This window comes from Marinobacter sp. MBR-99 (assembly GCF_040547575.1).
In the GTDB taxonomy this organism is placed as follows: Bacteria; Pseudomonadota; Gammaproteobacteria; order Pseudomonadales; family Oleiphilaceae; genus Marinobacter.
In genome coordinates this window covers 83,112-107,367 of the sequence record NZ_JBEPPY010000001.1, presented here as the reverse complement: position 1 = coordinate 107,367, position 24,256 = coordinate 83,112, and the positions used below count along the sequence as shown (strand labels likewise).

Sequence of the window (24,256 nt, the reverse complement as noted above, 5' to 3'; positions counted from 1 at the left end):
GGATATGGATTCGATTCGCCCGGCATCATTTCAGATTCCCGTCCCCGCCAGGGAGCTTGGCTGGGCAACGGTGCTGTTGTTCTGCGTGATTCTGTCTCTGCACCAATGGTTCAACCCTGTCGGCTGGTTCGGCCTGCTGGCGATACTGATCTTTACTGTTCAGGGTGCCTTGATCTTCGCCTATTGGCCCGCCGGGAAAGGCTTTGGCTGGGCCAATCGAACAACGATGCTGCGGTCGGTTTTGGTGATTCCCCTGGTGGCCTGGTCACCCTTCCTGGCCGAAGCCGATTCCACCGCGTTATGGTTCTACGGTGCGGCTTGCCTCGTGGCGCTGATCCTGGACGGCGCGGATGGCAAAGTAGCCCGGGCCACCAACAGCGATAGTGAGTTCGGGGCCCGCTTCGATATGGAACTGGATGCGCTTTTCATCCTGGGCTTGTGCACTGCCGCGATGGCCACCGGCAAAGCGGGGCTATGGGTTCTGGCACTTGGCCTGATGCGCTATGCCTTTGTCGCCGCCAGCTACCCTCTTCCCTGGCTCAATCAATCATTGCCGGACAGTCTCCGGCGCAAAACGGTATGCGTATGGCAGGTTGTCACACTGATGATCGCCATACTTCCCCTCACCCCAGCCTGGTTCGCTGGCACCACTCTCGCCATAGCCCTGGTTCTGTTGACCTGGTCTTTCGCGCAGGATGTGTGCTGGCTCTACCAAAGGAGACACTATCATGAAAACTGAACTTGCCACCGCCACTCTGGCGGCCTCCCTGCTTGCCACTGCTCCGCTACTGCAGGCCGAACCCACCAGGTTCCAGGTGGACGACGAGCACTTCTCCATGGTCTTTGAGGTCATGCACATCGGCTATGCCCCGGTAATGGGTATGTTTCGCGAAGTAGAGGGCGAATTCGTCTATGACGAACAGACTGGAGAGCTGTCATCCGGTGAACTGGTTTTCAAGGCTAACAGTGTATTCAGTAACCACAAAAAACGTGATGATCACCTGCGCAACAAAGATTTCCTCGATACCAGAAGGCACAAAGACATCACCTTCTCGGTAACGGGCTTTGAGCGTACCGGCGACAACACCGGTATCGTCACCGGCGATCTCACACTTCTGGGCAGGACCAACCCGGTGGATGTGGATGTCACTCTCAACAAGGCGGATGTTTATCCTTTTGGGCACAAAGAATACACCCTTGGCCTCAGTGCAGCAGCCGTGATCAAGCGGAGTGATTGGGGAATGACTTACGGAATCGACGAAGGCATGGTGGGCGACGAAGTCGTACTGCGTTTTGCCTTTGAGGCGATCAAGGATTAATCGAAACGTGACAGCAGTCACACTTTAGAGTGAAAGTGGCGCATTGTCGGACAAGTTTTATGCCGGTTATGACAATATCCGGCTATGGTCACTATTTGATCAGAACAAACCCAATAACAATAACAAGGTGAATGTTAATGCCTTACAAGGCACTGATGGCTATCGCCTTAGTGGTGGCCGGCATTTCAGGCACAGCCTGGTTGTTATCCGCGGACAACGACGGTGAATTCGGCTGGCTGCCCTCTGGCGGTCAGCCAAACCTGCAGGAAACAAGCGCCATTACTGGAGCAGACCGTGGATCGGCAGCAGGCAAAGCGGTAACTCAGCGCCCCACCGAACCCTCGGACAACGCTCTGGGGTTCATGCTTGCCAGTGTCGCAGCCGACTACCAGCGAAGCGCCCGCTATCCTGACTACTCTATTCCTTTGACGGCTGACCAGGCCGAAGCCTATCAAGGCAACCAGTATCATCCGGTCGCCTTGCCCCTCGAAGGCGATGGCCGCTTTATCGTCACCCTCGACAAATTCCGCTTTACCCGGGGTGAGCCCATTCTTGTGGTGGCGTCCCTGAGTGGCCGGCAGGTGTTCGGCGACACCCTGTCTGCGACTCTGGAATCCGCCACCGAACGCGACAAGGCCGATTCGGCAGACCTGCACGCCACCGAAGACAGTGGCTATTACCAGGGTTCCATCAGCTCCGATCACGAGCCAGGCGAATACCGCCTGATTGTGGAGGCCAGGGTTGACGGAAGACCGGTCCGGCATGTGTCTTCTCTCTCCATTGAACCTGATCTCGGCAACTTCGGTGGTATCGACTCACCCTATGTGTCCGGCAATGACCTGGTAATCCCGGTAAGGTTTGATCCAGACCATGCCGGCTACTACGCGCTTTCCGCTCAGTTGTTCAACGGCCAGCGTGCGCTGGCCCAGCTCAGCGCCGAAGATTCTATGGGAACCGGCAGCGGCACGCTTGTTCTCAAGGCCCACGGCAGTGTTTTGGCAAACCAGGACATTCAGGGCCAACTGCAACTCCGGAACCTGCAGCTACGCCAGATGCCGGAACGCCCTGGCGACCGCACTCACTATGCCTTCGGCCCGGACGATGGCTATGAATTTTCACCGCCGGATCTCGGCGACCTGCGTGATGAACCGGCGGTGAACACAGAATCAGAGCAACGGGCAGCGTTGTTGAGGCAACTGGCCGACAAGTTCTGATACACAACAATAAAACCGGAAGAACGGAGCAAGCAATGATCAACAAAAACAAAAGATGCCTGAGTAAAACCGCACTATCGATAGCGTTGGCAGGCGGCTTGTTTGCCACAACAGCGCAGGCCCAACTCGCTGGCCACAATGTGATTCTGGTGCACGGTTTTATGATGGAAAACCTGTCCCAGGCCCCTGCGAACATGCAGGAGGTAAAACAGGCCGGAGAGGACTACTGGAGGGACTACTGGCTGAACAGGGCCGAGGCCCGCATTGACTGGGCCAGTAACGGCCGTGTAGAGGGCACGATCGCGCAACAGGCCTACCAGCAACTGCGGCAAATCAGCCAGCAGGGGTTGTGTAACAACTACTGCATTGTCGTTACTCATTCCACCGGCGATCTGGTGACCCGTCACCTCCTTGAAAACCAGGCCCGCTGGCTGCAATCCGAAGGCCTCCAACCGCTGAAGATCCTTGCGGTGATGGACCTTGCCGGTGCCGGCGGCGGAACTGAACTGGCAAACCTGGCAGTCAGCGTTGCCTATAATGACAGCTGGTATAACTGGCCGGTAAAACAAGCGGTACGGGCATTCACCGGCATTGATCCACAACCGGATAATCTGGGCGTGGTCAACGACCTGCAAACCAATACCGCCCGCAACCTGTCGGTAGGCCCCACGGGTATTCCTCGGCTGCGCTTTGTCGGCGGCGGCTCGTCCTACGGTGGCATTACCAAGCCCTTCATTGCCGGCACCGACGATGGCGTGGTACCCACCCATTCTGCCTGCGGCGCCACCACCGCCAGTGGCATAGACTCCTGCTCCAACAGTATCAGCCTGGCGGGCAAGGTAACCGGCCAGAATGGCCCCTCCGGCCTCTATTACAATCACTACCCGATTCTGATGAGCGAAGGCGCCAACCACAGTGCCGTGAAGGACACCCAGACCGGCAACATCTCCGTGCCGGTGGTGAACAACACTGTGCTCAATGGCTTACAGATCGACTTTGCCAGCCGCACTTACAACCAGCGGGCCTGGTGGCAGCTTTGGGGCTCCGGTGACCAGTATGTCGAGGTACCCAACTCCAACCAGACCAGTATGTCCAACCTGCTGTATACCACGCTCAACAACTGACACCACGGTTGTTGGCAGGGCTCAGGGATGAGCCACCTTCCTTCCCCCCTCGGTTTTCGCTGCTTTCTTTTTTAATTCGCAAACTATAGATTTACCGTCCTAGCACTTCACTCTGCCTGACCGGAGCCAGTTCCTTGATGTCTGACGCTCACAAATCCGATCTGTTGCTGGTCGTAGTTACCCTGCTGGCCGCAATCAGCTGGATGTTTTCCAAAGAAGCGGTACTGATGATGCCACCGCTGATGTTCATGGCGGCCCGGTTTCTGATTGCCGGTAGCGTATTGGCGCTGATTGCTCTGCCGGCCCTGCGCCGATTGAACGCTGACCAGGTGAAACGGAGCATGGGTGTTGGGCTGGTATTCGGCATTGCCATGAGCTGCTGGATACTGGGCCTGTTCCACGGTGACAGCATGGGTGAAGGCGCATTTCTCACCAGTCTTGGGGTCGTGATTGTGCCAATCATTGCCCGTGTTGTGTTCGGGGAATCTCAACCTCTGAGTACCTGGCTTGCCATACCAATTGCGGTGGCAGGCCTGGCGTTACTGTCTCTTGAGAACGGCTTTCGGCCGGAGCCCGGACAGTTATATTTTGTGGTGGCCGCGTTTATCTTCGCCCTCTACTTCACGCTTAATACCCGGGCCGCCAATCAGCGCACTGTGACCAACAAACAGGGCGAGACCATCGAGAAGCGCAAGGTGCCGGCGCTGCCCCTCACCGCCCTGGCCCTGCTCACAGTGGGCCTGGTAACCCTGGTGGAGTCTGCCATCAGCGAGCCCTGGGCGCCGACCCTGAACAACCCGCCGCCCATTCTGTTGGTGTGGGTTGTGGCCAGTGCCATCGTTGGCACAGCCGGGCGGTTTCTTCTGCAGACCTATGCACAGAGCCTCTCCGTGAATAGCCATGGTGTGGTGATTCTGGTGCTGGAACCGGTGTGGGTGGCCCTGTTCGCTGCAGCCTGGTTTGGCGAGACGATGTCAGCCCTGCAACTGGCGGGCTGCGGCCTGATTTTCACGGCACTGCTGGTAAACCGCTGGAGCGCCCTGCGCCGCGCCATCAAAGGCTTTCTGAAACCGGCAAAAACTGCCTGAAAGAGGTTGACCACGAGGAACGAAATCCGTATATTTCCACCCCGTTGCAGGACACAGGACCATAGCTCAGTTGGTTAGAGCGCTACCTTGACATGGTAGAGGTCCCCAGTTCGAATCTGGGTGGTCCTACCAATTCTGCAAAGAAAGTCAGTTACTTACGGGCAGCGTGAGAACTGGCTTTTTTTATGCCTGCGCAAACCACCTCCGATTACCAGTCGTCCTTTTCCTCTTTTTCCTTCTCATCCAGCTCTGCTTTGCGTTTACGGATCTTTTCGAGTTTGTGTTCGGGAATCTTCATGTTGCTGCTGTCTCTTAACAGCAGAAGACTGCCAATAACCAGGCCAAAGGCGAGCAGAATAAATATCCAACCTATTGCGGGCATCGTGTTCTCCTTATGCCGGTTCTGTTTTCTGGGCCGCCAACCAGGCGGCTCCGCGCACGCCACTGGAATCTCCATGCACCGCTGGCCGGACCGGAGTTGAGCATTCACCGCCAAACACATACTCCGGCAGCCGGCCAGGTAACGATTGGTAGAGTTCCGGCACTTTACTCATACCACCGCCTAGCACGATCATGTCTGGATCCAGAACATTGATAACCGCTGCCAAGCCCTTGGCCAGATGCTCAATATAGAGGCCCAGCGTTATACCGCACTCGCGATCTCCGTTCCGTGCGCCGGCAACTATTTCCTGTGCCGAAGCCCCACTGCCCCATGATAGCCGATGGGTCAGGCTGAAGCCGGTACCAGACAGAAAGGTCTCATTACAGCCGCGCTGGCCACAAAAGCAGGGCCTGTCATCCAGTTCTACCTGTGGTGTCCAGGGCAACGGGTTATGGCCCCACTCGCCGGCCACCCCATTGGGGCCAGTCAACAGTCGCCTATCCACACTGATACCGGCGCCGCAACCGGTTCCCAGAATGGCAGCAAACACAACACCGGCACCCTTCCCTGCACCGTCGGTCGCTTCTGATAATGCCAGACAGTTGGCATCGTTGGTCAGTGCAACCGGTCGGCCGAGTAGCTGGCTAAGGTCTTCCGCCATGGGCTTGCCATTGAGCCAGGTGGAATTGGCGTTCTTGATGCGACCGGTCACACCCGACACCGTTCCTGGAATACCAATGCCTACCGGTAAGCCGCGTTGGCTGGCATGTTGTTCGGCTCGTTCGATCAGCGATCTGATGGTGACCAGGGTGGCCTGGTAGTCGCCGGCAGGCGTCGGCACCCGGTGCCGAAAGTGTTCCTGGTGGTTCTCGTCCAGCAGGATCACTTCCGTTTTGGTGCCTCCCAGATCAATACCGGTTAACCAGCGTTTGGACATTCGTAAAGATCGCCTTTGGTATCGGATTGCTGCATAAACTGACTGCGCTTTTGGCTATAATCCCAGACTTTACCCATCCTAACCAGAGCGACCATCCCCGGCCATGAGACGTACCCTGGACCTGACCGTTTCGGAATCACAACTTGCCGTCGATGCGCTAGCCGAGTCGTCAGGGCTCCCCAAGCAGCGAATCAAGGATGCCATGGCCAAAGGTGCCTGCTGGTGGACCCAGAAGGGCAAGCAGGTTCGGCTGCGAAAAGCCAAACGGGAGTTAAAGCCAGGCACCCGCATTCAACTGTTCTACGATGACCAGGTACTGGGCCTCAAACCGGAACAACCTGATCTGCTAGAAGACCTGGGGCGCTACAGCCTCTGGTACAAACCCCACGGTTTGTTAGCCCAGGGCTCGCAATGGGGCGACCACTGCAGCCTGCTGCGATTGGCAGAGGTTGCCCTGAACCGGCCCTGTTTTCTGGTACACCGGCTGGACGCCGATGCAGCCGGGCTGATGCTGGTAGCCCACGACAGCAAAGCGGCGGGCGCCCTGTCGCAACTGTTCTCCGGCCGTACGGTCAGCAAAACTTACCAGGCTACAGTGACCGGTCAACTGACCGCAGATGACCTGATCATCGACGCGCCTCTCGAAGGCAAGGAATCTGTGAGCCGGGTCACGACCCTGGCAACTCATCCTGAAGAGAACACTACCGAGGTGAAGGTGCTTATAGAAACCGGGCGCAAGCATCAGATTCGCCGGCATCTTGCAGGTATTGACCACGCCATCGTCGGTGACAGGCTCTATGGCAGCCCGCACCCCTCCGGGCTTTGCCTGAGGGCCATCGAGCTTGAGTTTGTTTGCCCGCTTACCGGGGCAACAAGAAAGTTCAGCGCACCGCCCCAGGAGAATCGCTAAATCGACCCGTTACAGCTTCCGAAAAACAATGTCAGGTTTCTATACATACCGATTGCGTCTTAGCTGACAGTATCCTCCTAGTTTCGGTTTATAGCCATATAATACAGCACGTTAGATTTTCTCGGGGCCTGCTGGCACATCCTATGCTGTTTTTACTGATGCCTGCATAGGTGAGCCACTCGGGGGTCAGCCGATAAAGCAGTACGGTATGGATGCCCGTCCACAATACTCAATCTGGATGAGGTAACGATAATGAAACTCAAGCGATTTTTATCAGGTTTGATACTTTCGACGGCAGCGGCGATCGCTCCGGTTCATGCCGCACCAATACTCAGCGACATCGTCTTTGTTGTTGACGAATCTGGTTCAATGGGAACTGTCCAGGCAAATCTGCGGGACAACATCGGGCTGTTTGCCAGCATCCTCACCGGCACCGGGCAAGTAGACGCCCGTTATGGTCTGGTGGGTTACGGTGATAGAGCTATTGTTCCGAGGATGGTGACGGACTTGACCGACCCAACCTCGTTTGCCACAGCCGCCCAGGGGTTGAAAATTAATGGAGGCACAGAACCCGGCTATACCGCCACCGCCTTTGCATTGAACGCACTGGATGGCCAGAGTGATCTGTTTTCCTTCCGGAGCAATGCCGTCAAGAACATCATCATTCTGACAGATGAGCCATCCAACGGAGATGCCGTGTCTCGCGGTTCTGTCGGTGGTTCAGCGGTTAGCAGTTCTGTGCTTGATGGTGTCCTGACATCCAATAACGCGTTGTATAACGGTGTGCTCAGGGGTAGCTCCACTGACAATTCTTACAGGTCTTTGATCGAAAGCCACGGCGGAACCGTGTTCGACCTGAACCAGTTCAACACTTCGGATCAAACGATCGTTCAGCAGTTCGTGACCGAGTTTGCGAACAAGAAACTTCAGGAAACCCTGGACTTCTGCCAATTGAACCCCACTAACCCGGCCTGTCAGCCGTCCGCATCAGTACCGGAGCCATCTTCCCTGGCGCTGATTGGTCTGGGACTGTTGGGAATTTTTACACGTTATCGCAGGCGCCCCGTGGCGTCAGTGGCGGTGTAAGTGCCTGAATAGCCGTGTACCAACGAGAAAAGCCAGCGTATTGCGCTGGCTTTTTTGTTCTGACGCTAACCCGGCTTTTACACCTTGTAGAAATCCCGATACCAGTCCACAAAGTTGGCAATGCCCTCTTCTACTGTGGTGTCGGGTTTGTAGCCCACGTCTGTGATCAGGTCATCTACATTGGCGTAGGTTGCCGGCACATCACCCGGCTGCAGTGGCAGCAGGTTCTTCTCCGCTTTTTTGCCAACCCGCTCTTCGATGATTTCGATAAAGCGGGACAGCTCCACCGGGTTATTACTGCCAATGTTGTAAATGCGATACGGGCCTTTGCCGGTGCCTGGGTCCGGCTTCTCACCAGACCACTTCGGGTTAGGTTCGGCCACATGGTCCAGCGTGCGAATAACACCCTCAACGATGTCGTCGATGTAGGTGAAATCGCGCCGGTGATGGCCATGGTTGAACACATCAATGGGCTCACCAGCCAGGATCTTTTTGGTGAAGATAAACAGCGCCATGTCTGGCCGGCCCCACGGGCCGTAAACGGTGAAGAACCGCAGGCCGGTGGTGGGCAGGTTGTACAGGTGGCTGTAGGTATGGGCCATCAGCTCGTTAGCTTTCTTGGAAGCCGCGTACAGGCTGAGCGGGTGGTCCACGTTGTCATGCACGGAGAACGGCATGGTTTCGTTGGCGCCGTATACCGAACTGCTGGACGCATACACCAGGTGTTTTACAGCGTTGTGGCGACAGCCTTCGAGAATGTTCATAAAGCCAACCAGGTTGGCGTCCACGTAGGCGTGGGGATTTTCAAGGGAGTAACGGACGCCGGCCTGGGCCGCCAGGTGCACTACCCTCTCGGGCTTGTGCTCTCGGAACAAGGCTTCCATGGCGGCACGGTCGGCCACATCCTGGCGAATTTCCGTGAAACCGGGCTTGTTCACCAGCCGGGCCAGGCGCGCCTCTTTGAGGTTTACATCGTAGTAGTCGTTGACGTTGTCGACACCAATGACTTCGTCACCACGATCCAGCAAGCGATGCGCCAGGTGTGAGCCAATGAAACCGGCGGTGCCGGTAACCAGGATTTTCAAGAGTCCATCTCCCTGATCGGTTGGTTATTACTCAGAACCTCAGACCGGCACTGATAAACGGGCCGCTAAGTTCGATGTCCAGGTTGTCGTCGCCGTCATCGTAATCGAGAGAAATCTGGCGATAGCCTGCTCGCAACTGCAGCAGCGACATTTCATACTGACCGTACACGTTGAAGTCGTAGACCGAGTCGCCATCATAAGAAATGGCGTTGGCGTCACCACCAACAGAAACGCCGGTGAATGGCAGGTCAAAACGGGCGGCGGCGTATACCAGGGGTAACACGGCGTCGGCCTTGGTTTCAGAGGACTGGCTGGGAATATCGCGATTCTGAACAAGCAGTTCACCAGAGAAATCGCGAACAGTCAGGCCAAGATCCAGATTCACCCAGTTATCCAGGATTTCGTAATACAGGGTGACGTCCAGCTGTTCCAGCTCGAGCTCAGAGCGAACATTCGCGCCGGCAGTAATACCATCATAAGTTACATCCAGCTGGCCATTACCGCTCTGCTTCGTACGGGTATAAGCCAGCCGTACGTTTGGCAGCACCGGAACCGGGTGTTCGAAATACGCGGTGAGATTGGCATTGGAATCGCTGCTGAGGTTGAGGTCCCGCTCCAGATCTACCCGGTCGTTGCCCTTGGACGCCTCGCCGGAATAGTCGGCATCCCAGTAGCCAACCGTGGCGCCTACGCCCAGAATATCCGCGGAGACCACCGGAGCGGCAGCCAGCATGCTCGCGCCCATTACCATCATCAATTTACGCATATCACACCCGTTGTTGTCGGTTTTTATATTCAGTCGAACTGGATACCCAGACGACGCCCTACTTCTTCGTAGGTTTCGATCACTTCACCCAGGCCCTGGCGGAAGCGGTCTTTATCCATCTTTTTACGGGTTTCCTTATCCCAGATACGACAGCCATCCGGGCTGAATTCGTCACCCAGAACGATCTGGCCTTCGCTGCGGCCAAACTCGAGCTTGTAGTCCACCAGCAGCATGCCGGCGTCATCAAACAGGGCTTTGAGTACGTCATTTACCTTGTAGGTGAGTTCTTTCATCCGCGCCAGTTCTTCAGCACTGGCCCAGCCAAAGCTTACCGCCAGCGACTCATTCACCATGGGATCGTGCAGCGCGTCGTTCTTCAGGAACAGCTCGAAAGTGGGAGGGTTCAGCTCCTGCCCCTCTTCCACGCCCAGTCGGCGGCACAGACTGCCGGCGGAGATATTACGAACCACGCACTCTACCGGAATCATATCCAGCTTTTTCACCAGGGATTCGGTACCTGACAGCAGGCCTTCAAAGTGGGTGGGAATACCCGCCGCTTCCAGCTTTTCCATAATGAAGGCATTGAACTTGTTGTTCACCATGCCCTTGCGGTTGAGCTGTTCTTTCTTCTCGCCATCAAAGGCTGAGGTGTCGTCCCGGAACACCAGTACAAAAAGGTTCGGGTCATCAGTGCGGTATACCGATTTGGCTTTGCCCGCGTATAACTCTTCGCGTTTTTCCATTTAGATCTCCAAAAACCGGCAGCGGCCTTACCGGCCGCCCCGAATCAATACAGGTATTCGAATAGTTGTGTAAGCAGGTCTGAAGCGCTGTACTCACCAGTATAGCTTTCCAGCCGCTGCGCCGTGACAAACAGGGCATCTTCGCGCTGTTCAATGTTCACGGTATGGGTGTGGCGGGGTTCAGCCTTATTGCTGAACCAGGAGAACCAGCCCGGGGTGCGTTCGTCTTCGGTACGGAAGTCCACATGGAACCAACGCTCACTCCGGTTCAGGTCCTGAATGTCCGCGCCGATTTCTTCCAGGGAGCGGTTCACTTCCGCCCAGGTGCGGCCGAAATCAAGCTCTACCCGCACGGCAACCGCCTGGTCATCTTCAGACAGTAGCCTCACCAATGGCTGGGCGACCATACCGGATGCCGCCCGAGAGAACGATTTGCTGTCTTCGCGCTGCTTCATGAATTCGCCGAGTTCGGACAACAGAGACTCTTTCCTGCTCTGGGCACGGGCGTCAGTTTCCTGATCCGGTTGCCAGGCCACAAGCCCTTCCGGCGCCTCTTCAAGCTCCAGGATCCGTAGCCGGATTTCGGTGGTCTTTCGCCGAATGCCCGGGGCCAGTCGCATCTGCAGGAACACACGCGGCTCCTGAGCGACCGGGGCATCGTCAAGGCCCAGCATGTCTCGGCTGCGCTTGCTAAAGTTCGCCAGCTCGCTCTGGAGTATACCCAACTGGGGATTATCGTAGGCCACGCCAAGGCCAACGTCATTCATCCAGGCACTGGCGACCGGCCACAGCCGGCCCGGTACTTCATTAACCAGCAGCCAGACACGACCATCCAGCTCTTCAATCACGTAGTTCTGATCCAGAATTTCGGAAGTCATGTCGGGCGGGCGCGGGATGGAAGACGGAAACAACCGGCGTGAATCATCCGTTCTGATGCTCCTGACCGGCATGATCTGGCTCAACCGGGAGTCATCTGCACCTTCAGGCACTCTTATCTGCTCGCCTTCCGGCGCGTGAACGTACCGCTGGGAGCGGTCTTCCAGGATGCCGCACCCAACCAGGGTACTGGCCAACAGGAGCCCGGCTATCGGCCGGAACAGGCATATCTTGGTGTTACGGGCTCTTCCAGGAACCTGCATCGGGTTACTCCGGTAAAACGGGAATCGGTTGGCCTCAGAGAACACCTGAGGCCTTGAGTGCGTCTTCCACCTCGGCGTGGAACTTCTCGCTCAGCGGTGTCAGCGGCAGGCGAATGCCTTCCCCGATCATCCCCATGCGATGCAGTGCCCATTTAACCGGAATCGGATTGGCTTCCAGGAACAGCTTGCGGTTCAGAGGCATCAACAGGTCATTCAAACGACGCGTCTCATCTTCATCACCTTTGATCGCCGCCTCGCACAACTGCGACATGGCTTTGGGCGCCACGTTGGCGGTGACAGACACGTTGCCCTTGGCACCAGCCAGCATCAGGTCTGCTGCGGTGGCGTCGTCCCCGGAGTATACCGCCAGGCGGCCGTCCAGAGCTTCGATCAGTTCGGCACCGCGAGGGATGTTGCCGGTAGCGTCTTTGATGGCCACGATATTGGGGATGTCCGCCAGGCGCAGTACGGTTTCATTCAGCATGTCGCACGCCGTGCGGCCAGGCACGTTGTAAAGCATCTGACTCATGCCCGGCACGGCTTCGGCGATGGCCTTGAAGTGCTGGTACAGGCCTTCCTGGGTCGGCTTGTTGTAGTATGGAACTACCAGCAGACAGGCATCAGCACCAAGTTTGTGGGCTTCGGACGTCAGTTCAATGGCTTCCCGAGTACTGTTACCACCGGTGCCGGCGATCACAGGAATCCGGCCATCAACCCGTTTTATGATATGACCGATAACCCGACAATGCTCCTCCGGGTCCAGCGTTGCGGATTCGCCGGTGGTACCCACAGCCACGATGCCGTGCGTGCCGTTTTCGATATGAAAGTCCACCAGTTTGTCCAGATCCTCCCAGTGAATGTCACCGTTTGGATGCATGGGCGTGACCAGTGCGACGAGGCTACCCGTAATCATAAAAACTCCGTCCGAATAAAAGCGATATGGTAATGTTGGGCTCGAACTGACACAAGGGAATTAAAGGAGATGTCATGTCATCCGTATCATTGAACCATCCCGTGCCCGATTTTGAAGCTGAGGCGACAGGCAACCAGATTATCAGACTGGCCGACCTCCGGGGTAAAAACGTCGTCATCTACTTCTATCCGAAGGACAACACGCCCGGTTGTACCACCGAAGGCCAGGATTTTCGGGACAGGATGCCGCAGTTCAGCGAACTTGATACCGAAATCTTTGGTGTATCCAGAGACGGGCTCAAGGCTCACGATAATTTCAGAAGCAAGCATCAGTTTCCGTTCCATCTGATCTCAGATAAAGACGAGGCCCTTTGCAAACTGTTTGATGTGATCAAACTGAAAAAACTGTACGGCAAGGAGCACCTCGGTATCGAACGCAGTACGTTCCTTATCGACAAGGAGGGTACCCTGAAACGAGAATGGCGTGGCGTTAAAGTAAGTGGCCACGCCGACGAGGTTCTGGAAGCCGTCAAGGCACTCTGACCTACTCTGATACCGCCGGTGAGGGTTCGGATTCCTTCACCGGCCAGGCGGCAAACACCGCCTTGAGCATGGTGGCCAGCGGAATGGCAAAAAACACGCCCCACAAGCCCCATATACCACCGAAGAACAGAACCGCCACAATAATCGCGACCGGGTGCAGGTTGTTCACCTCCGAGAACAGAATGGGCACCAACACGTTGCCGTCCAACGCCTGGATAATGCCATACGCCACCATCACCCAGATGAAATGGGTACCCCAACCGAACGCAAACAGGGCGATTACTGCGACCGGAATGGTGACCACCGCCGCGCCGATGTAGGGAATCACCACACTCAAGCCCACCAGCAACGACAGCAAAGCGGCATAGGGCATGCCCAGGAGTTTAAAAGCAGCATAGGTGACCACGCCAACGATCAGGATCTCAACCGCCTTGCCCCGAACGTAATTCGCGCACTGAAGGTTCACTTCCTGCCAGATGCGGACCATCATCGGGCGCTGAGGTGGCAGCATCCGACCAATAGAGGCCACCAGTACCCTGCGATCTTTGAGAAAAAAGAACACAAGGATCGGCACCAGCACCATGTAGATCAACAAGGCCACGAGGTCGGGAATGCTCGATAGGGAAAACGACACCAGCCACTGAGTAAGATGGGCCACCTCCGCCGACACTTGACGGTAAACTGTGTCTACCGCCTCCATGGAAATCAGGTGTGGATATTCCTCCGGCAGGAGCTCCAGATAAGACTGCAGTTCGCGAATGATACGGGGCGCTTCTCCGGCAAGATTACTGACCTGCGTCCAGATCAGTGGCAACAGCCCGAAAATGAAACCGACCAAAACCCCGAGAAACACAACAAACACGCCGATGATCGCCACCAGTTCCGGCACACCCATCTTGTGGAGTTTGGCAACCAGGCCCTGAAGGATAAACGCGATAATCAACGACGCGATCGCCGGTGCCAGCATGGCGCCGAAAAGGATGACAAAAACCGTACCGGTGACCAGAAGCAGAAACAGAATCACTGCTTCTTCATCAGAAAAATACTTGTGGGCTAGACCGCGCAGAATTCTGACCATGAACAACTCCGGAAGATTAACCGCCGCACTTTATCACGAAACGGAATTCGCCGTGATGCTCTGACTGGCTGACCAAAGTATGAGAAGACATTCCCAGCCAGGCCGGGATATCCCTGGCAGAACCCGAATCCGTTGCAATTACTTCAAGCTCTTGCCCGGCAGTCATGGTATTGAGTTCCAGCTTGGTTTTGAGAAGTGGCATCGGGCAACGCAGCCCTGAGGCATTCAGAATTCGATCAGCCATATTAAGCGAACACCATTACCATTTATCCAATAATCGAGCAGGCATTATGCCGGGGGTGTTAACCTATTGCATCTCAAGTCTTCGTAATACAGACAAGAACTTTCCGGGCTATGCTGATGTCAAAGTGGCAAATCCCCACGGGTGTGACTGATATACATGAATCGAACTGACCGCCAGAACCCTCTTTGCCGTTTCCTGACCCTGTTCGCTTTGGCGGTTTGCCTGCTGGTCACGGCCGGCTTGAGCCATGCCCAGGAGTCAAGTCTACCCAGCATAGGGGGTAGCGCTGGCCTCATTTCCGGCCAGCAGGAAGCGGAGATCGGCCAGCAGGTGATGGCATCTATCCGGCGTTCCGCGCCCCAGATACAAGACCCGCTGGTATACGACTACCTTCAGGCTATTACTTATAAACTGGTGCCCTCTGCCCCACTGGATAACCGGGAGCTGAAGCTGGTACTCATCGACAGCCCAGCCCTCAACGCTTTTGCCGTGCCAGGCGGTATCGTGGGGGTGAACGGCGGGCTGTTCCTGAACGCAGCGACGGAACAGCAGTTTGCCTCAGTCATGGCCCACGAACTCGCGCATTTGAGCCAGCGGCACTTTGCCCGCCGCATGGAACAACAGGAAACCAGCGCGCCACTGACCCTGGCCGGGATGATCGCCGGTATCGTGCTCTCAGCGGTGACCCAATCTGATATTGGCATCGCCGCCATCGCTGGCACACAGGCCCTGTCCATCCAGAATATGCTGGCCTACAGCCGCGCCCACGAGCAGGAAGCCGACCGGGTAGGCATGGAGATTCTGGCCAATGCCGGCCTCGACCCGCGCGGCATGCCAGAAATGTTCGAAATCATGATGAGACAGAACCGATTGCAGGGCAGCCAGATGCCCGAATACCTCTCGACCCACCCTCTAACCCAGAACCGGGTAGCCGACAGCCGAAACCGAGCGGAACAGTATCCCGACGAGCGCATTCGGGATGGCCAGGAATATCACCTGGTACGCAGCCGACTGCAGGTGCGCTACGCCTCGTCAGCGGAACTGGCGGTCGAGACTTTTGAAGATTATCTGGCACGGGATGACGCCAAACGCAACGATGCCATTCGCTACGGCCTTGCCGTGGCCTATCAGCGCAACCAGCAATACGACAAGGCCGAGCGCATATTGCGCGAACTTCTGGATAGCAGCCCGGGGAGGATCACCTTTCAGGTGACTCTGGCAGAGGTTATGCTGGACCAGAAACGCTACGAGGAAGGCCGGACGTTGCTGAAGCAGGCGCTGTCGAGAAACCCGCGCAACTACCCCATCACCTGGACACTCGCCGAAATTGAGATTGCTGATGGCAATGGGGATACAGCCGCCGGATTGTTGCGGGACCTGGCCCGGCGCTTGCCGGAACGGGAACAGATCTGGCTGAGGCTGGCCGAAGCAGAAGGTATGGCCAGAAACATTGTGGGCGTGCACCGCGCCCGGGCAGAGTACTACGCTTTGGCGGGAGACCTGCAATCAGCGCAGCGCCAGCTGCGCCAGGCCCAGGAAAAGCTGCCCGCCGGGTCTGCCGAGCGGCAGGTAGTCAACGAACGCCTGAATGACATTGCTGACAGGCTGCAGGCTCGCCGAGGCTGACAGAGATGCTCAGGCGTTGCCAGCCGCCTTCAGGTTCATATTGGCCGTGAAATCCAGCATTCGGCGCAATGGGCGCAACGCGTCTTCGCGCAGGGTCGAATCGACCAGCACTTCCTGATCGCCCCGCTCCAGCACGGCAAGCAGGTTCTCCAGACCGTTCATGGCCATCCAGGGGCAATGCGCGCAACTGCGACAGGTAGCACCGTTACCCGCCGTGGGAGCTTCAATCAGCGTCTTGTTCGGCGCCAGTTGCTGCATCTTGTAGAAAATACCGTTATCCGTGGCCACGATAAATTCTTCATTGGGCAGCGTCTGCACCGCATGAATCAACTGGGACGTTGAACCAACCACGTCGGCCATCTCCACCACAGCATCGGGAGATTCCGGATGCACCAGTACGGCCGCCTCAGGATAAAGCGCCTTGAGATCCTCAAGCCCCCGATGCTTGAACTCTTCATGCACGATGCAGGATCCATCCCACAACAATACATCAGCCCCCGTTGTCTTCTGCACGTAATGGCCCAGATGTTTGTCCGGGGCCCACAGGATTTTCTCGCCCCTGGCATCCAGGTGTTCAACAATGGCCTGGGCGCAGCTTGAAGTCACCACCCAGTCCGCCCTGGCTTTTACGGCAGCCGAGGTATTGGCGTAAACCACTACGGTTCGGTCCGGATGCTGATCACAGAATTGCGAGAACTCATCCGCGGGACAACCGATGTCGAGAGAGCAGGTCGCCTCCAGCGTGGGCATCAGCACCCGTTTCTCGGGGTTCAGGATCTTGGCAGTTTCACCCATAAAGCGAACCCCAGCCACCACCACCGTTGACGCAGGATGCTGGTTGCCAAAGCGGGCCATTTCCAGCGAGTCGGCAACACAACCCCCGGTTTCCTCGGCAAGACGCTGGATGTCTGGATCTGTGTAGTAATGGGCTACGAGCACAGCGTCCTTCTCTTTGAGGGCTGCCTTGATGCGTGCCTCAAGCTCAGCTTTCTCACTGGCACTCAGGGCCTTCGGCTCTGCTTCATGTGCCAGATGTTCCTGAACAAGGATACGGTCTTGCGCTCGTGTCATTTCTGGATCTCTGAGTTACTGTTACCGCGAGAGTATATCACTTCCGGGCGTGATTTCATGGGGCTGTAACATAGCCTCCGAGACACTCGAAAAATGAGTACGCCCATAGTCACTAGATGGGTTCCTGAAGCCAAAAAAAAAGAGCCCGAGGGCTCTTTTCTCTACAAAACCCGATGCTGGGCCTTGTTATTTGGTGGGTCGTGAAGGATTCGAACCTTCGACCAATTGGTTAAAAGCCAACTGCTCTACCAACTGAGCTAACGACCCATAACTGGTTGCCGGCCATGCTTCCGGCGAGTAACGGCGCTCAGGACCACTACTCTGAATTTGGTGGGTCGTGAAGGATTCGAACCTTCGACCAATTGGTTAAAAGCCAACTGCTCTACCAACTGAGCTAACGACCCAAACGAGGCGCACATATTACTGATATTTTTTTGCTGATCAACCCCTTTTTACGGGAATTCCCAACTTTTTTCCGAGACAGATCAACAAGCAGACAACCGGTTCAATCTGTGATCAGAGTCACGCCTTCTCGAGGTATTTCCGGGCCAGATCCGCTGCCCCCGTATTCGGATAATTCTCCAAAACACTCTGCATGCGGCGTTTTGCTTCGTCTTTTTCACCCATCCGGTCGAGTGTAACACCGAGCTTGTAGACCGCGTCTGGCGCTTTACGGTGGTCACTGAAACGGGTAGCAACAATCGTGAAGGCTTGCTTGGCCTGCTCAAGGCGGGGTTCCGCCAGGTACACCTCACCCAGCCAATAATAGGCATTAACGGTCAGATCCCCTTCCGGATACTCGTCGATAAACTCGTACAGCCGGCTGATAGCGGCATCAAAGTCTTTCTTGTTCCGGATCAGATCAATGATTCCGCTATAGGTTTTCTGCTCATCCGCACCGGGGGATCGATAAACCCTGGCTGGCGATAGCTGCCCACCCTGCCCGGCACTGGCCGAGCTGCCTGTGCCACCGGGCTCTTCAGCCTTGCGCTCAACCGCCTTGGACAGGTCCAGTATCCGCTGGTCCAGATCCACATAGCGATCCCGGCTTTGCTGTTGCAGGCGGCTGATCTGATGTTTCTGTTCTTCCACCTGCCCCTGCAGCCTGCGCACATCGCTCTGGAGCTGCTGGATCATGTAGAACAGTTCAGCCGTAGCCTGGTTGTTACCCGACTGACGCTGAGCCTCAGAGGCGTTGTTCTGGAATGCGGGTGCAGACGACTGTGCCTGACTGACCCCCGCCAGGCCGAGGCCCAGCGGGAGCAGCACTGTCGCCATGAGCAATTTTCTCATGGGACCTTCCGATCATTGACGTCGATTACTTGAACACCAGCTCAACGCGACGGTTCTGTGCCCAGGCACTTTCGGACGAACCGCGAACAGCCGGCTTTTCTTCACCATAGCTTACGGTTTCAATCTGGCCACGGGAAGCACCGTTAACGATCAGGAAACGCTGAACCGCGTTGGCACGGCGCTCACCCAGAGCCAGGTTATATTCCTTTGTACCGCGCTCATCAGCGTGACCTTCAAGGCGCACGTTCTGGCGCGGGTTGTTGGCGAGGAACTGGGCATGGGCAACCAGAACATCGCGGGCTTCCTGCTTGATCTCGGAAGTATCAAAATCAAAGTAGAAGGTCGTGATGTTGCGCAGCGCTTGCTGCTCAGCCTGCTGGCGGGCAGCCTGACGCTCTTCTTCGCTCAGCCGCGAGGACGAAACGCCATCGCCATCGGCACCGCCATAAACAGTGGAGCCGCCGTCCTGATCAATAGCGGCGACATCGGAGCCATAGGTTCCGTCTTCCATGGTGTCACCGGTGGAGCTACAACCGGCCACCAGGCCCACGGACAACAGCATCGCAAACGCTTTGGTCTGTACTGACAGTTTCATTTATGCACTTCCTTATCGTGATGGGTTTATTGGACAACAACGTGTTCAGCGAACGATAGGGCCCCAGGCGGGCTCACGGACATCGCCGTCTGACGCCGGCAGGCTGTATGCCGCGCCGCCGTTAGCCGAGACCACCGTAAGCACGCTGGTACCGTTTTGCTGTGTGGCATAAATCAGCAAGCGCCCGTTTGGCGAAACGCTCGGCGATTCATCCGATTCGGTTCGGGTAATGACTGATTCCTCTCCGTTTTTCAGATTCGTGCGGGCTATGTGGAACGCCCTGTCTCTTTGATGCACGTAATACACATACTCGCCTTTTCCATCAGGCCGTGGCCGGGCGTTATATCGGCTGCCAAAGGTAATACGCCTTGGTTCAGCTCCCGCTCGTTCCATGTGGTAAATCTGAGGGCCGCCAGAACGGTCTGACGTGAAATAGATTCCCCTGCCGGTGTGATCCCAGGCACCCTCGGTGTCGATGGCCCAGTGGTTGGTCATTCGGGTAAGGTTGCCGGAGGCGATATCAAGCCGGTAGATCTCTGCGTTACCGTCTTTGGACAGGGTCAGCAGCATGGATTTGCCGTCAGGCGACCAGGCCGGCGCCGAGTTCAGGCCCGGGAAATCCGCCACTTTTTTGCGCTCTCCGCTTGCGAGCTCATGGGTAAACACCACTGGCTTGCCGGTTTCAAACGAGACATAGGCCAGTTGCTTACCGTCCGGTGACCAGGCAGGAGACAGAATGGGCTCACGGCTTTCGAGGCGAATTCTGGAGCGCTTCCCGTCTACATCGCTGACATGCAGGCGATACCGGGCGTTATCGCCGTCCCCGGTCACCGTGACATAGGCCAGTTTGGTAGAGAACACGCCGGGATCACCGGTGATCGCCTCGTAAACCCGGTCACTGATGTGATGGGCAAGGGTCCGAACGTTGCTGGCCGGGGCACCAGCGGTTTCGCCGAGGATGCGCTCCTCCCGGTTAACATCAAACAATTCGTACCTTGCTTCGATACGATCACCTGAACGGGTCAACTGCCCCACCAGAACATAGCGCTGCCCGAGCAGACGCCAGTCCCGGAAATACACCTCCGAGCGCTGTGACGGCAGGCTCAGCATTCGGGAGGGCTCAAGCGGACGAAACTCGCCGCTCATGGTCAGGTCTGCCTGCACAATACTGCTTACTCGGTCGCCAGCAGGCATGGCACCGCTCTCAGCAAATGGCACCACCGCGATGGGGATGGCGGAATCAGCACCTTCGGTGATGCGGATCAGCAGCTCTGCCCTCGCCTGACTGGCAAGCAGCATGAGAACAACCAATGCTGCCAGCGCCGTGGTAAAGGAAAATCCCTGACGATGTGAGTCATGTGCGTTCAATGTCATAGGCCTCACCGCAACCGTTGCGGATTGAATTCAATAGTAAACTGACGGAAATAGCGTTCAAACGTATCCCGATCTGACGGAATCGGGTATCGGCTCAAAGACCGTACTGCGCCCAAAGCCGAGTTATCAAACGCCGTGTTCCCGCTACTGCTGACCAGACGAGCGTTAACCAGTTCCCCGGTTGGCAACAGGGTTATCTGAACCCTGGCCGACATATCTTCCGTCGCGGACGACGGCGGGTACCAGGCTTGGCTCAAACGCTCTCGTATAAGCGCCTGGTACTTCTCACTTTCCGACAGCATCTGGGCTTCGCGGGCGCGGGCCGCGGCCGCTTCCTGCTGACGTCGGGCTTCCGCTTCCCGCTCACGACGGGATTCTTCGGCCAGGGCCTCAAGCTGCTGCTCTCTCAATCGGCGCTCGGCTTCCTGGCGCTTACGCTCCGCCTCCTGGCGGGCAGCCTCTTCCTGACGTTTACGCTCCGCTTCTTCCTGCCGGCGACGCTCTTCCTGGCGACGCTTCTCTTCCTCGGCTTTGCGCTTTGCCTCTTCCTGGCGCCTGCGTTCCTCTTCAGCACGCTGGCGCTCACGCTCCTTGGCCTCCGCCTCGGCTCTCTGCCGGGCAGCCTCCTGTTCCCTTGCCTGCTGCTCGGCCCGCTCACGGGCCTGAGCTTCCTGGCGCTTGCGCTCTTCTTCCCGCTGCCGCGCCTGTTCCTGAGCCTGCCGTTCGGCTTCCCGCCGGGCCTGCTCTTCCTGCTGACGACGGCGTTCTGCCTCCTGCTGCTGATGCTCACGCTCCTGCTGTTGGCGGCGCTCCTGTTCACGATCCCGCTGATCCTGCTCATCCACCACCGGGCTTGGCCGGGGTTCCGGGCTGACCAGCCGTGCCGAAATGGTTCTGGGCTCCGGCTCAGATATCGGCGATGTCCAGGACCAGCCCGCCAGCGCAATCCCGACAATCAACAGGTGTAATGCCACAGACATGACCACTGGTGATTTCAAGGGAGCCGTATCGGTGCTGATGGTTTCCCGCTCATGACCCTTCACAACAATATTGCCACCCTGTTAGCGCCGTTCCTGAGGTGCGTCGGTTATCAAGCCAACACCTGTTGCACCTGCGGCCTGCAGCTCTGCCATCAGCCGCACGACCACGCCGTATTCCACGAACTCGTCGCCGCGCACCAGCACTTCACCATTGGATCGCTGCGACAGGATATTAGCCACCTGTTGTCGCACCTCGGCCAGCGTCATCGGATCGCTGCTGCGGTCGCCAATATCCATGTAGTAGGCGCCGTTGGCGTCTACCGAAACGGTAATGGACTCAACGTCCTTGTCCTGATGGATCGGATCAGATGTGGTTTGGGGCAAATCAACCTTTACACCCTGGGTCAACATCGGAGCCGTCACCATGAAAATGATCAGCAGCACCAGCATCACGTCGATGTAGGGCACTACGTTGATTTCCGACATCGGCTTGCGCTTTTGCTGGGGCATCAAGCCCATACCTTTCATGCCGCTCATGCCAGTCTCCTCCCTTATATCGACGAGTGCCATCAGGCTGCCTGGTCACTGTTGTGGACACGACGATGCAGAATGCTGGAAAACTCCTCGGCAAACGTTTCATAGTTCTTCAGCAGCGCGTCCGACATGGCAGAGAACCGGTTATAAGCAATAACCGCCGGGATCGCTGCAAACAACCCCATGGCGGTTGCTATCAATGCTTCCGAGATACCCGGAGCCACCGTGGCAAGCGTTGCCTGCTGCACCTGAGCCAGCCCCCGGAAGGAGTTCATGATGCCCCACACTGTCCCGAACAAACCCACATAGGGGCTGGTTGAGCCCACGGTCGCCAGGAACGGAAGGTGGGTTTCGAGACGCTCCTGTTCCCGGGAAAAGGCCACCCGCATGGCGCGCTGGGTGCCTTCCATAACGGCGTCCGCATCGCGACTTTGCTGGCGCAGACGAGAAAATTCCTTGAAGCCGGCCCGAAATACGGACTCCATACCGGAGAATGGAGTCGGGTCCGCATTTACCTCTTTGTAGAGCTGCCCCAGGTCCATGCCGGACCAAAACCGCTCCTCAAAGGCCAATTGCGCCTGCTTCGCTTTCCGGAACACCTGAATGCGTTGAAAAATCAAAGCCCAGGACACCACCGATGCCAACACCAGCAACAGCATGACCAACTGCACCAGAATCCCGGCATTGGCAATCAGATACCAGACTGAAAGTTCCGCTTCCACTGTGTACTCCCAACTAAGTTTGTATGCTTTTCAATAAATTAAATGGAATTCTTCAGAATCTCTTGCATATTCTCAGGCAGCCTCTTGGGCTTGCCGGTGTCCAGGGCGATACAGGCAACCCGTACTTCGGCCTCGCACAATAACTGCCGGTCTTCGGCTCGCAGCACCTGCTGCCGAAAGTTCATCCAAACCCGGGATGAAGCCGTTGGCTCCGCCGTGACCAGCAGTTGGTCGTCCAGTTTGGCGGGTACCTGATAGTGCAGGTTCATGCGCTGAACAACGTAACTTGTGTTGTCTTCCAGCCCCGCTCTCAAGCCAACGCCGTGACTACGCACCCACTCGGTTCTGGCCCGCTCCATGTAGTGAAGATATTTGGCATGGAAGACAATGCCACCGGCGTCTGTATCTTCTATATACACCCGGACGGGTAGTTCAAAGCGTTCTTTCGTAGCGTTGTTACTCAAAAAGGTCGTCCTCAGCGCCGGATTTCGGAGCCACCACACCAAAATGACGGTAGGCACTGGAGGTTACCATCCGCCCCCGGGGCGTTCGTACCATAAAGCCCTGCTGAATAAGAAACGGCTCCAGCACATCCTCAATGGTACCCCGCTCTTCACTGATGGCCGCAGCCAGACTTTCCACACCCACCGGGCCTCCATCGAACTTTTCGATCATGGCCAGCAACAGGCGGCGGTCCATGTGGTCAAAACCCTGGTCGTCCACTTTCAGCATGTTCAGAGCCTGGTCGGCAATGTCGGCAGTGATGTGGCCGTCTGAGCGAACCTCGGCAAAATCCCGCACCCGCCGCAGCAGCCGGTTGGCAATACGTGGCGTGCCCCGGGAACGGCGGGCTATCTCAAACGCCCCCTGCTCATCGATGGTGACCGAAGACAGCCGTGCCGAGCGGAGGATGATGCGAGTGAGATCCTGAGTGTTGTAGAACTCCAGACGCTGAACAATGCCAAAGCGGTCCCGCAGTGGAGATGTCAGCAAACCGGCCCTGGTTGTGGCACCCACCAGGGTGAACGGGGGCAAATCCAGTTTAATGGATCGGGCCGCCGGCCCTTCGCCGATCATGATATCCAGCTGATAATCTTCCATCGCCGGATACAATACTTCTTCAACCGCAGCGCTCAGGCGATGAATCTCATCGATAAAGAGCACATCGCCTTCTTCGAGATTGGTCAGCATGGCGGCCAGGTCGCCGGCTTTTTCCAGTACCGGGCCCGAAGTGGTCTTGATCGACACACCCATTTCATTGGCAATAATGTTTGCCAGCGTGGTTTTACCAAGGCCCGGCGGGCCGAAGATCAGCACATGGTCCAGCGCTTCCTGACGGCCTCGGGCGGCAGAGATAAAGATTTCCATCTGCTCACGAACCGTCGGCTGGCCAACATACTCAGACAGCAACGTCGGGCGAATGGCCCGATCATGTACCTCTTCGTATTCACCGGCCTTCGCCGAGATCAGTCGGTCAGATTCAATCATGGC

Annotated in this window: 27 protein-coding genes and 3 tRNA genes; 10 read left to right on the top strand and 20 right to left on the bottom strand. The window is 56.8% G+C overall.

Annotation, left to right across the window (positions count from 1 at the left end):
• The first annotated feature begins 4 nt into the window (after positions 1-4).
• From ABIE59_RS00560 to ABIE59_RS00535, 6 genes are all read left to right on the top strand, one after another.
• On the top strand, positions 5-739 hold the full coding sequence (locus ABIE59_RS00560) for a CDP-alcohol phosphatidyltransferase family protein (protein ID WP_354443298.1): 735 nt from the start codon (positions 5-7) through the stop codon (positions 737-739).
• Positions 729-1,319, top strand: a complete 591-nt coding sequence (locus ABIE59_RS00555) for a YceI family protein (protein WP_354443296.1) — start codon at positions 729-731, stop codon at positions 1,317-1,319. The genes ABIE59_RS00560 and ABIE59_RS00555 overlap by 11 nt, the downstream gene beginning before the upstream one ends.
• 137 nt (positions 1,320-1,456) lie before the next feature.
• A complete protein-coding gene (locus ABIE59_RS00550) occupies positions 1,457-2,533 on the top strand; it encodes a hypothetical protein (RefSeq protein ID WP_354443294.1) in 1,077 nt (358 codons plus the stop codon).
• Between the two features lie 35 nt (positions 2,534-2,568).
• A complete protein-coding gene (locus ABIE59_RS00545; protein WP_354443292.1) occupies positions 2,569-3,657 on the top strand; it encodes a hypothetical protein in 1,089 nt (362 codons plus the stop codon).
• 137 nt (positions 3,658-3,794) lie between these two features.
• Positions 3,795-4,745, top strand: coding sequence for a DMT family transporter (locus tag ABIE59_RS00540; RefSeq protein WP_354443290.1), 951 nt, complete (start codon positions 3,795-3,797; stop codon positions 4,743-4,745).
• 55 nt (positions 4,746-4,800) lie between these two features.
• Positions 4,801-4,877 (top strand) — tRNA-Val (locus ABIE59_RS00535).
• Positions 4,878-4,953: 76 nt separating this feature from the next.
• Here ABIE59_RS00535 and ABIE59_RS00530 read toward each other — a convergent pair.
• Both ABIE59_RS00530 and ABIE59_RS00525 read right to left on the bottom strand, forming a co-directional pair.
• A complete protein-coding gene (locus ABIE59_RS00530; protein ID WP_354443288.1) occupies positions 4,954-5,127 on the bottom strand; it encodes a DUF2897 family protein in 174 nt (57 codons plus the stop codon).
• A 10-nt stretch (positions 5,128-5,137) separates the two neighbouring features.
• Positions 5,138-6,064: an ROK family protein gene (locus tag ABIE59_RS00525; RefSeq protein WP_354443286.1), complete on the bottom strand. Its 927-nt coding sequence runs from the start codon at positions 6,062-6,064 to the stop codon at positions 5,138-5,140.
• A 103-nt stretch (positions 6,065-6,167) separates the two neighbouring features.
• On the opposite strand from ABIE59_RS00525, the gene ABIE59_RS00520 reads away from it, so the two are divergent.
• Positions 6,168-6,974: an RluA family pseudouridine synthase gene (locus tag ABIE59_RS00520; RefSeq protein WP_354443284.1), complete on the top strand. Its 807-nt coding sequence runs from the start codon at positions 6,168-6,170 to the stop codon at positions 6,972-6,974.
• A gap of 252 nt (positions 6,975-7,226) precedes the next feature.
• Positions 7,227-8,060, top strand: a complete 834-nt coding sequence (locus ABIE59_RS00515; RefSeq protein ID WP_354443282.1) for a vWA domain-containing protein — start codon at positions 7,227-7,229, stop codon at positions 8,058-8,060.
• A 77-nt stretch (positions 8,061-8,137) separates the two neighbouring features.
• Here ABIE59_RS00515 and ABIE59_RS00510 read toward each other — a convergent pair whose 3' ends face one another.
• Genes ABIE59_RS00510 through dapA form a run of 5 tightly spaced genes read right to left on the bottom strand, consistent with a single transcriptional unit; the run spans position 8,138 to position 12,706 of the window.
• Positions 8,138-9,145 carry an NAD-dependent epimerase gene (locus ABIE59_RS00510; RefSeq protein WP_354443280.1) on the bottom strand — a complete coding sequence of 336 codons (1,008 nt, stop codon included), beginning with the start codon at positions 9,143-9,145 and terminating at the stop codon, positions 8,138-8,140.
• Positions 9,146-9,176: 31 nt separating this feature from the next.
• Entirely contained in the window at positions 9,177-9,911 is a 735-nt protein-coding gene (locus ABIE59_RS00505; protein WP_354443278.1) for a TIGR04219 family outer membrane beta-barrel protein, read from the bottom strand.
• A gap of 29 nt (positions 9,912-9,940) precedes the next feature.
• Positions 9,941-10,654, bottom strand: coding sequence for a phosphoribosylaminoimidazolesuccinocarboxamide synthase (gene purC, locus ABIE59_RS00500; protein WP_354443276.1), 714 nt, complete (start codon positions 10,652-10,654; stop codon positions 9,941-9,943).
• A 44-nt stretch (positions 10,655-10,698) separates the two neighbouring features.
• Positions 10,699-11,793, bottom strand: coding sequence for an NlpB/DapX family lipoprotein (locus tag ABIE59_RS00495; protein WP_354443274.1), 1,095 nt, complete (start codon positions 11,791-11,793; stop codon positions 10,699-10,701).
• 34 nt (positions 11,794-11,827) lie between these two features.
• Complete coding sequence (gene dapA / locus ABIE59_RS00490; protein WP_354443272.1) at positions 11,828-12,706, bottom strand: 4-hydroxy-tetrahydrodipicolinate synthase; 879 nt, start codon at positions 12,704-12,706, stop codon at positions 11,828-11,830.
• 74 nt (positions 12,707-12,780) lie between these two features.
• Between dapA and ABIE59_RS00485 the strand changes: the two genes are divergently transcribed.
• Positions 12,781-13,248, top strand: a complete 468-nt coding sequence (locus ABIE59_RS00485) for a peroxiredoxin (RefSeq protein ID WP_354443270.1) — start codon at positions 12,781-12,783, stop codon at positions 13,246-13,248.
• Position 13,249: 1 nt separating this feature from the next.
• Here the strand turns inward: ABIE59_RS00485 and ABIE59_RS00480 are convergent, their stop codons facing one another.
• Together ABIE59_RS00480 and ABIE59_RS00475 are read right to left on the bottom strand one after the other, a co-directional pair.
• Complete coding sequence (locus ABIE59_RS00480; protein ID WP_354443268.1) at positions 13,250-14,326, bottom strand: AI-2E family transporter; 1,077 nt, start codon at positions 14,324-14,326, stop codon at positions 13,250-13,252.
• Between the two features lie 16 nt (positions 14,327-14,342).
• Complete coding sequence (locus ABIE59_RS00475; protein ID WP_354443266.1) at positions 14,343-14,570, bottom strand: sulfurtransferase TusA family protein; 228 nt, start codon at positions 14,568-14,570, stop codon at positions 14,343-14,345.
• A gap of 147 nt (positions 14,571-14,717) precedes the next feature.
• Here ABIE59_RS00475 and ABIE59_RS00470 point away from each other — a divergent pair, with 147 nt between their 5' ends.
• Positions 14,718-16,196 carry a M48 family metalloprotease gene (locus tag ABIE59_RS00470; protein WP_502915310.1) on the top strand — a complete coding sequence of 493 codons (1,479 nt, stop codon included), beginning with the start codon at positions 14,718-14,720 and terminating at the stop codon, positions 16,194-16,196.
• 9 nt (positions 16,197-16,205) lie between these two features.
• On the opposite strand, the gene nadA is transcribed toward ABIE59_RS00470, so the two are convergent.
• From nadA to ruvB, 11 genes are all read right to left on the bottom strand, one after another.
• Positions 16,206-17,267, bottom strand: coding sequence for a quinolinate synthase NadA (gene nadA / locus ABIE59_RS00465; RefSeq protein ID WP_354443262.1), 1,062 nt, complete (start codon positions 17,265-17,267; stop codon positions 16,206-16,208).
• A gap of 191 nt (positions 17,268-17,458) precedes the next feature.
• A tRNA-Lys gene (locus ABIE59_RS00460) sits at positions 17,459-17,534 on the bottom strand.
• Between the two features lie 61 nt (positions 17,535-17,595).
• A tRNA-Lys gene (locus ABIE59_RS00455) sits at positions 17,596-17,671 on the bottom strand.
• Positions 17,672-17,789: 118 nt separating this feature from the next.
• Positions 17,790-18,560, bottom strand: coding sequence for a tol-pal system protein YbgF (gene ybgF, locus ABIE59_RS00450; protein WP_354443260.1), 771 nt, complete (start codon positions 18,558-18,560; stop codon positions 17,790-17,792).
• 25 nt (positions 18,561-18,585) lie between these two features.
• Positions 18,586-19,155 carry a peptidoglycan-associated lipoprotein Pal gene (gene pal, locus ABIE59_RS00445; protein WP_354443258.1) on the bottom strand — a complete coding sequence of 190 codons (570 nt, stop codon included), beginning with the start codon at positions 19,153-19,155 and terminating at the stop codon, positions 18,586-18,588.
• A gap of 45 nt (positions 19,156-19,200) precedes the next feature.
• Positions 19,201-20,454 (bottom strand): Tol-Pal system beta propeller repeat protein TolB, encoded by a 1,254-nt coding sequence (tolB, locus tag ABIE59_RS00440; RefSeq protein WP_354443687.1) that lies wholly within the window; start codon positions 20,452-20,454, stop codon positions 19,201-19,203.
• A gap of 80 nt (positions 20,455-20,534) precedes the next feature.
• Positions 20,535-21,515: a cell envelope integrity protein TolA gene (gene tolA, locus ABIE59_RS00435; protein ID WP_354443685.1), complete on the bottom strand. Its 981-nt coding sequence runs from the start codon at positions 21,513-21,515 to the stop codon at positions 20,535-20,537.
• A 75-nt stretch (positions 21,516-21,590) separates the two neighbouring features.
• Positions 21,591-22,037, bottom strand: a complete 447-nt coding sequence (gene tolR, locus ABIE59_RS00430) for a protein TolR (protein ID WP_354443683.1) — start codon at positions 22,035-22,037, stop codon at positions 21,591-21,593.
• A 41-nt stretch (positions 22,038-22,078) separates the two neighbouring features.
• A complete protein-coding gene (tolQ, locus tag ABIE59_RS00425) occupies positions 22,079-22,765 on the bottom strand; it encodes a protein TolQ (RefSeq protein ID WP_354443256.1) in 687 nt (228 codons plus the stop codon).
• A gap of 38 nt (positions 22,766-22,803) precedes the next feature.
• Entirely contained in the window at positions 22,804-23,229 is a 426-nt protein-coding gene (gene ybgC / locus ABIE59_RS00420) for a tol-pal system-associated acyl-CoA thioesterase (protein ID WP_354443254.1), read from the bottom strand.
• Entirely contained in the window at positions 23,222-24,253 is a 1,032-nt protein-coding gene (gene ruvB, locus ABIE59_RS00415; RefSeq protein WP_354443252.1) for a Holliday junction branch migration DNA helicase RuvB, read from the bottom strand. Before ruvB ends, ybgC begins: the two co-directional genes overlap by 8 nt.
• Positions 24,254-24,256 lie beyond the last annotated feature (3 nt).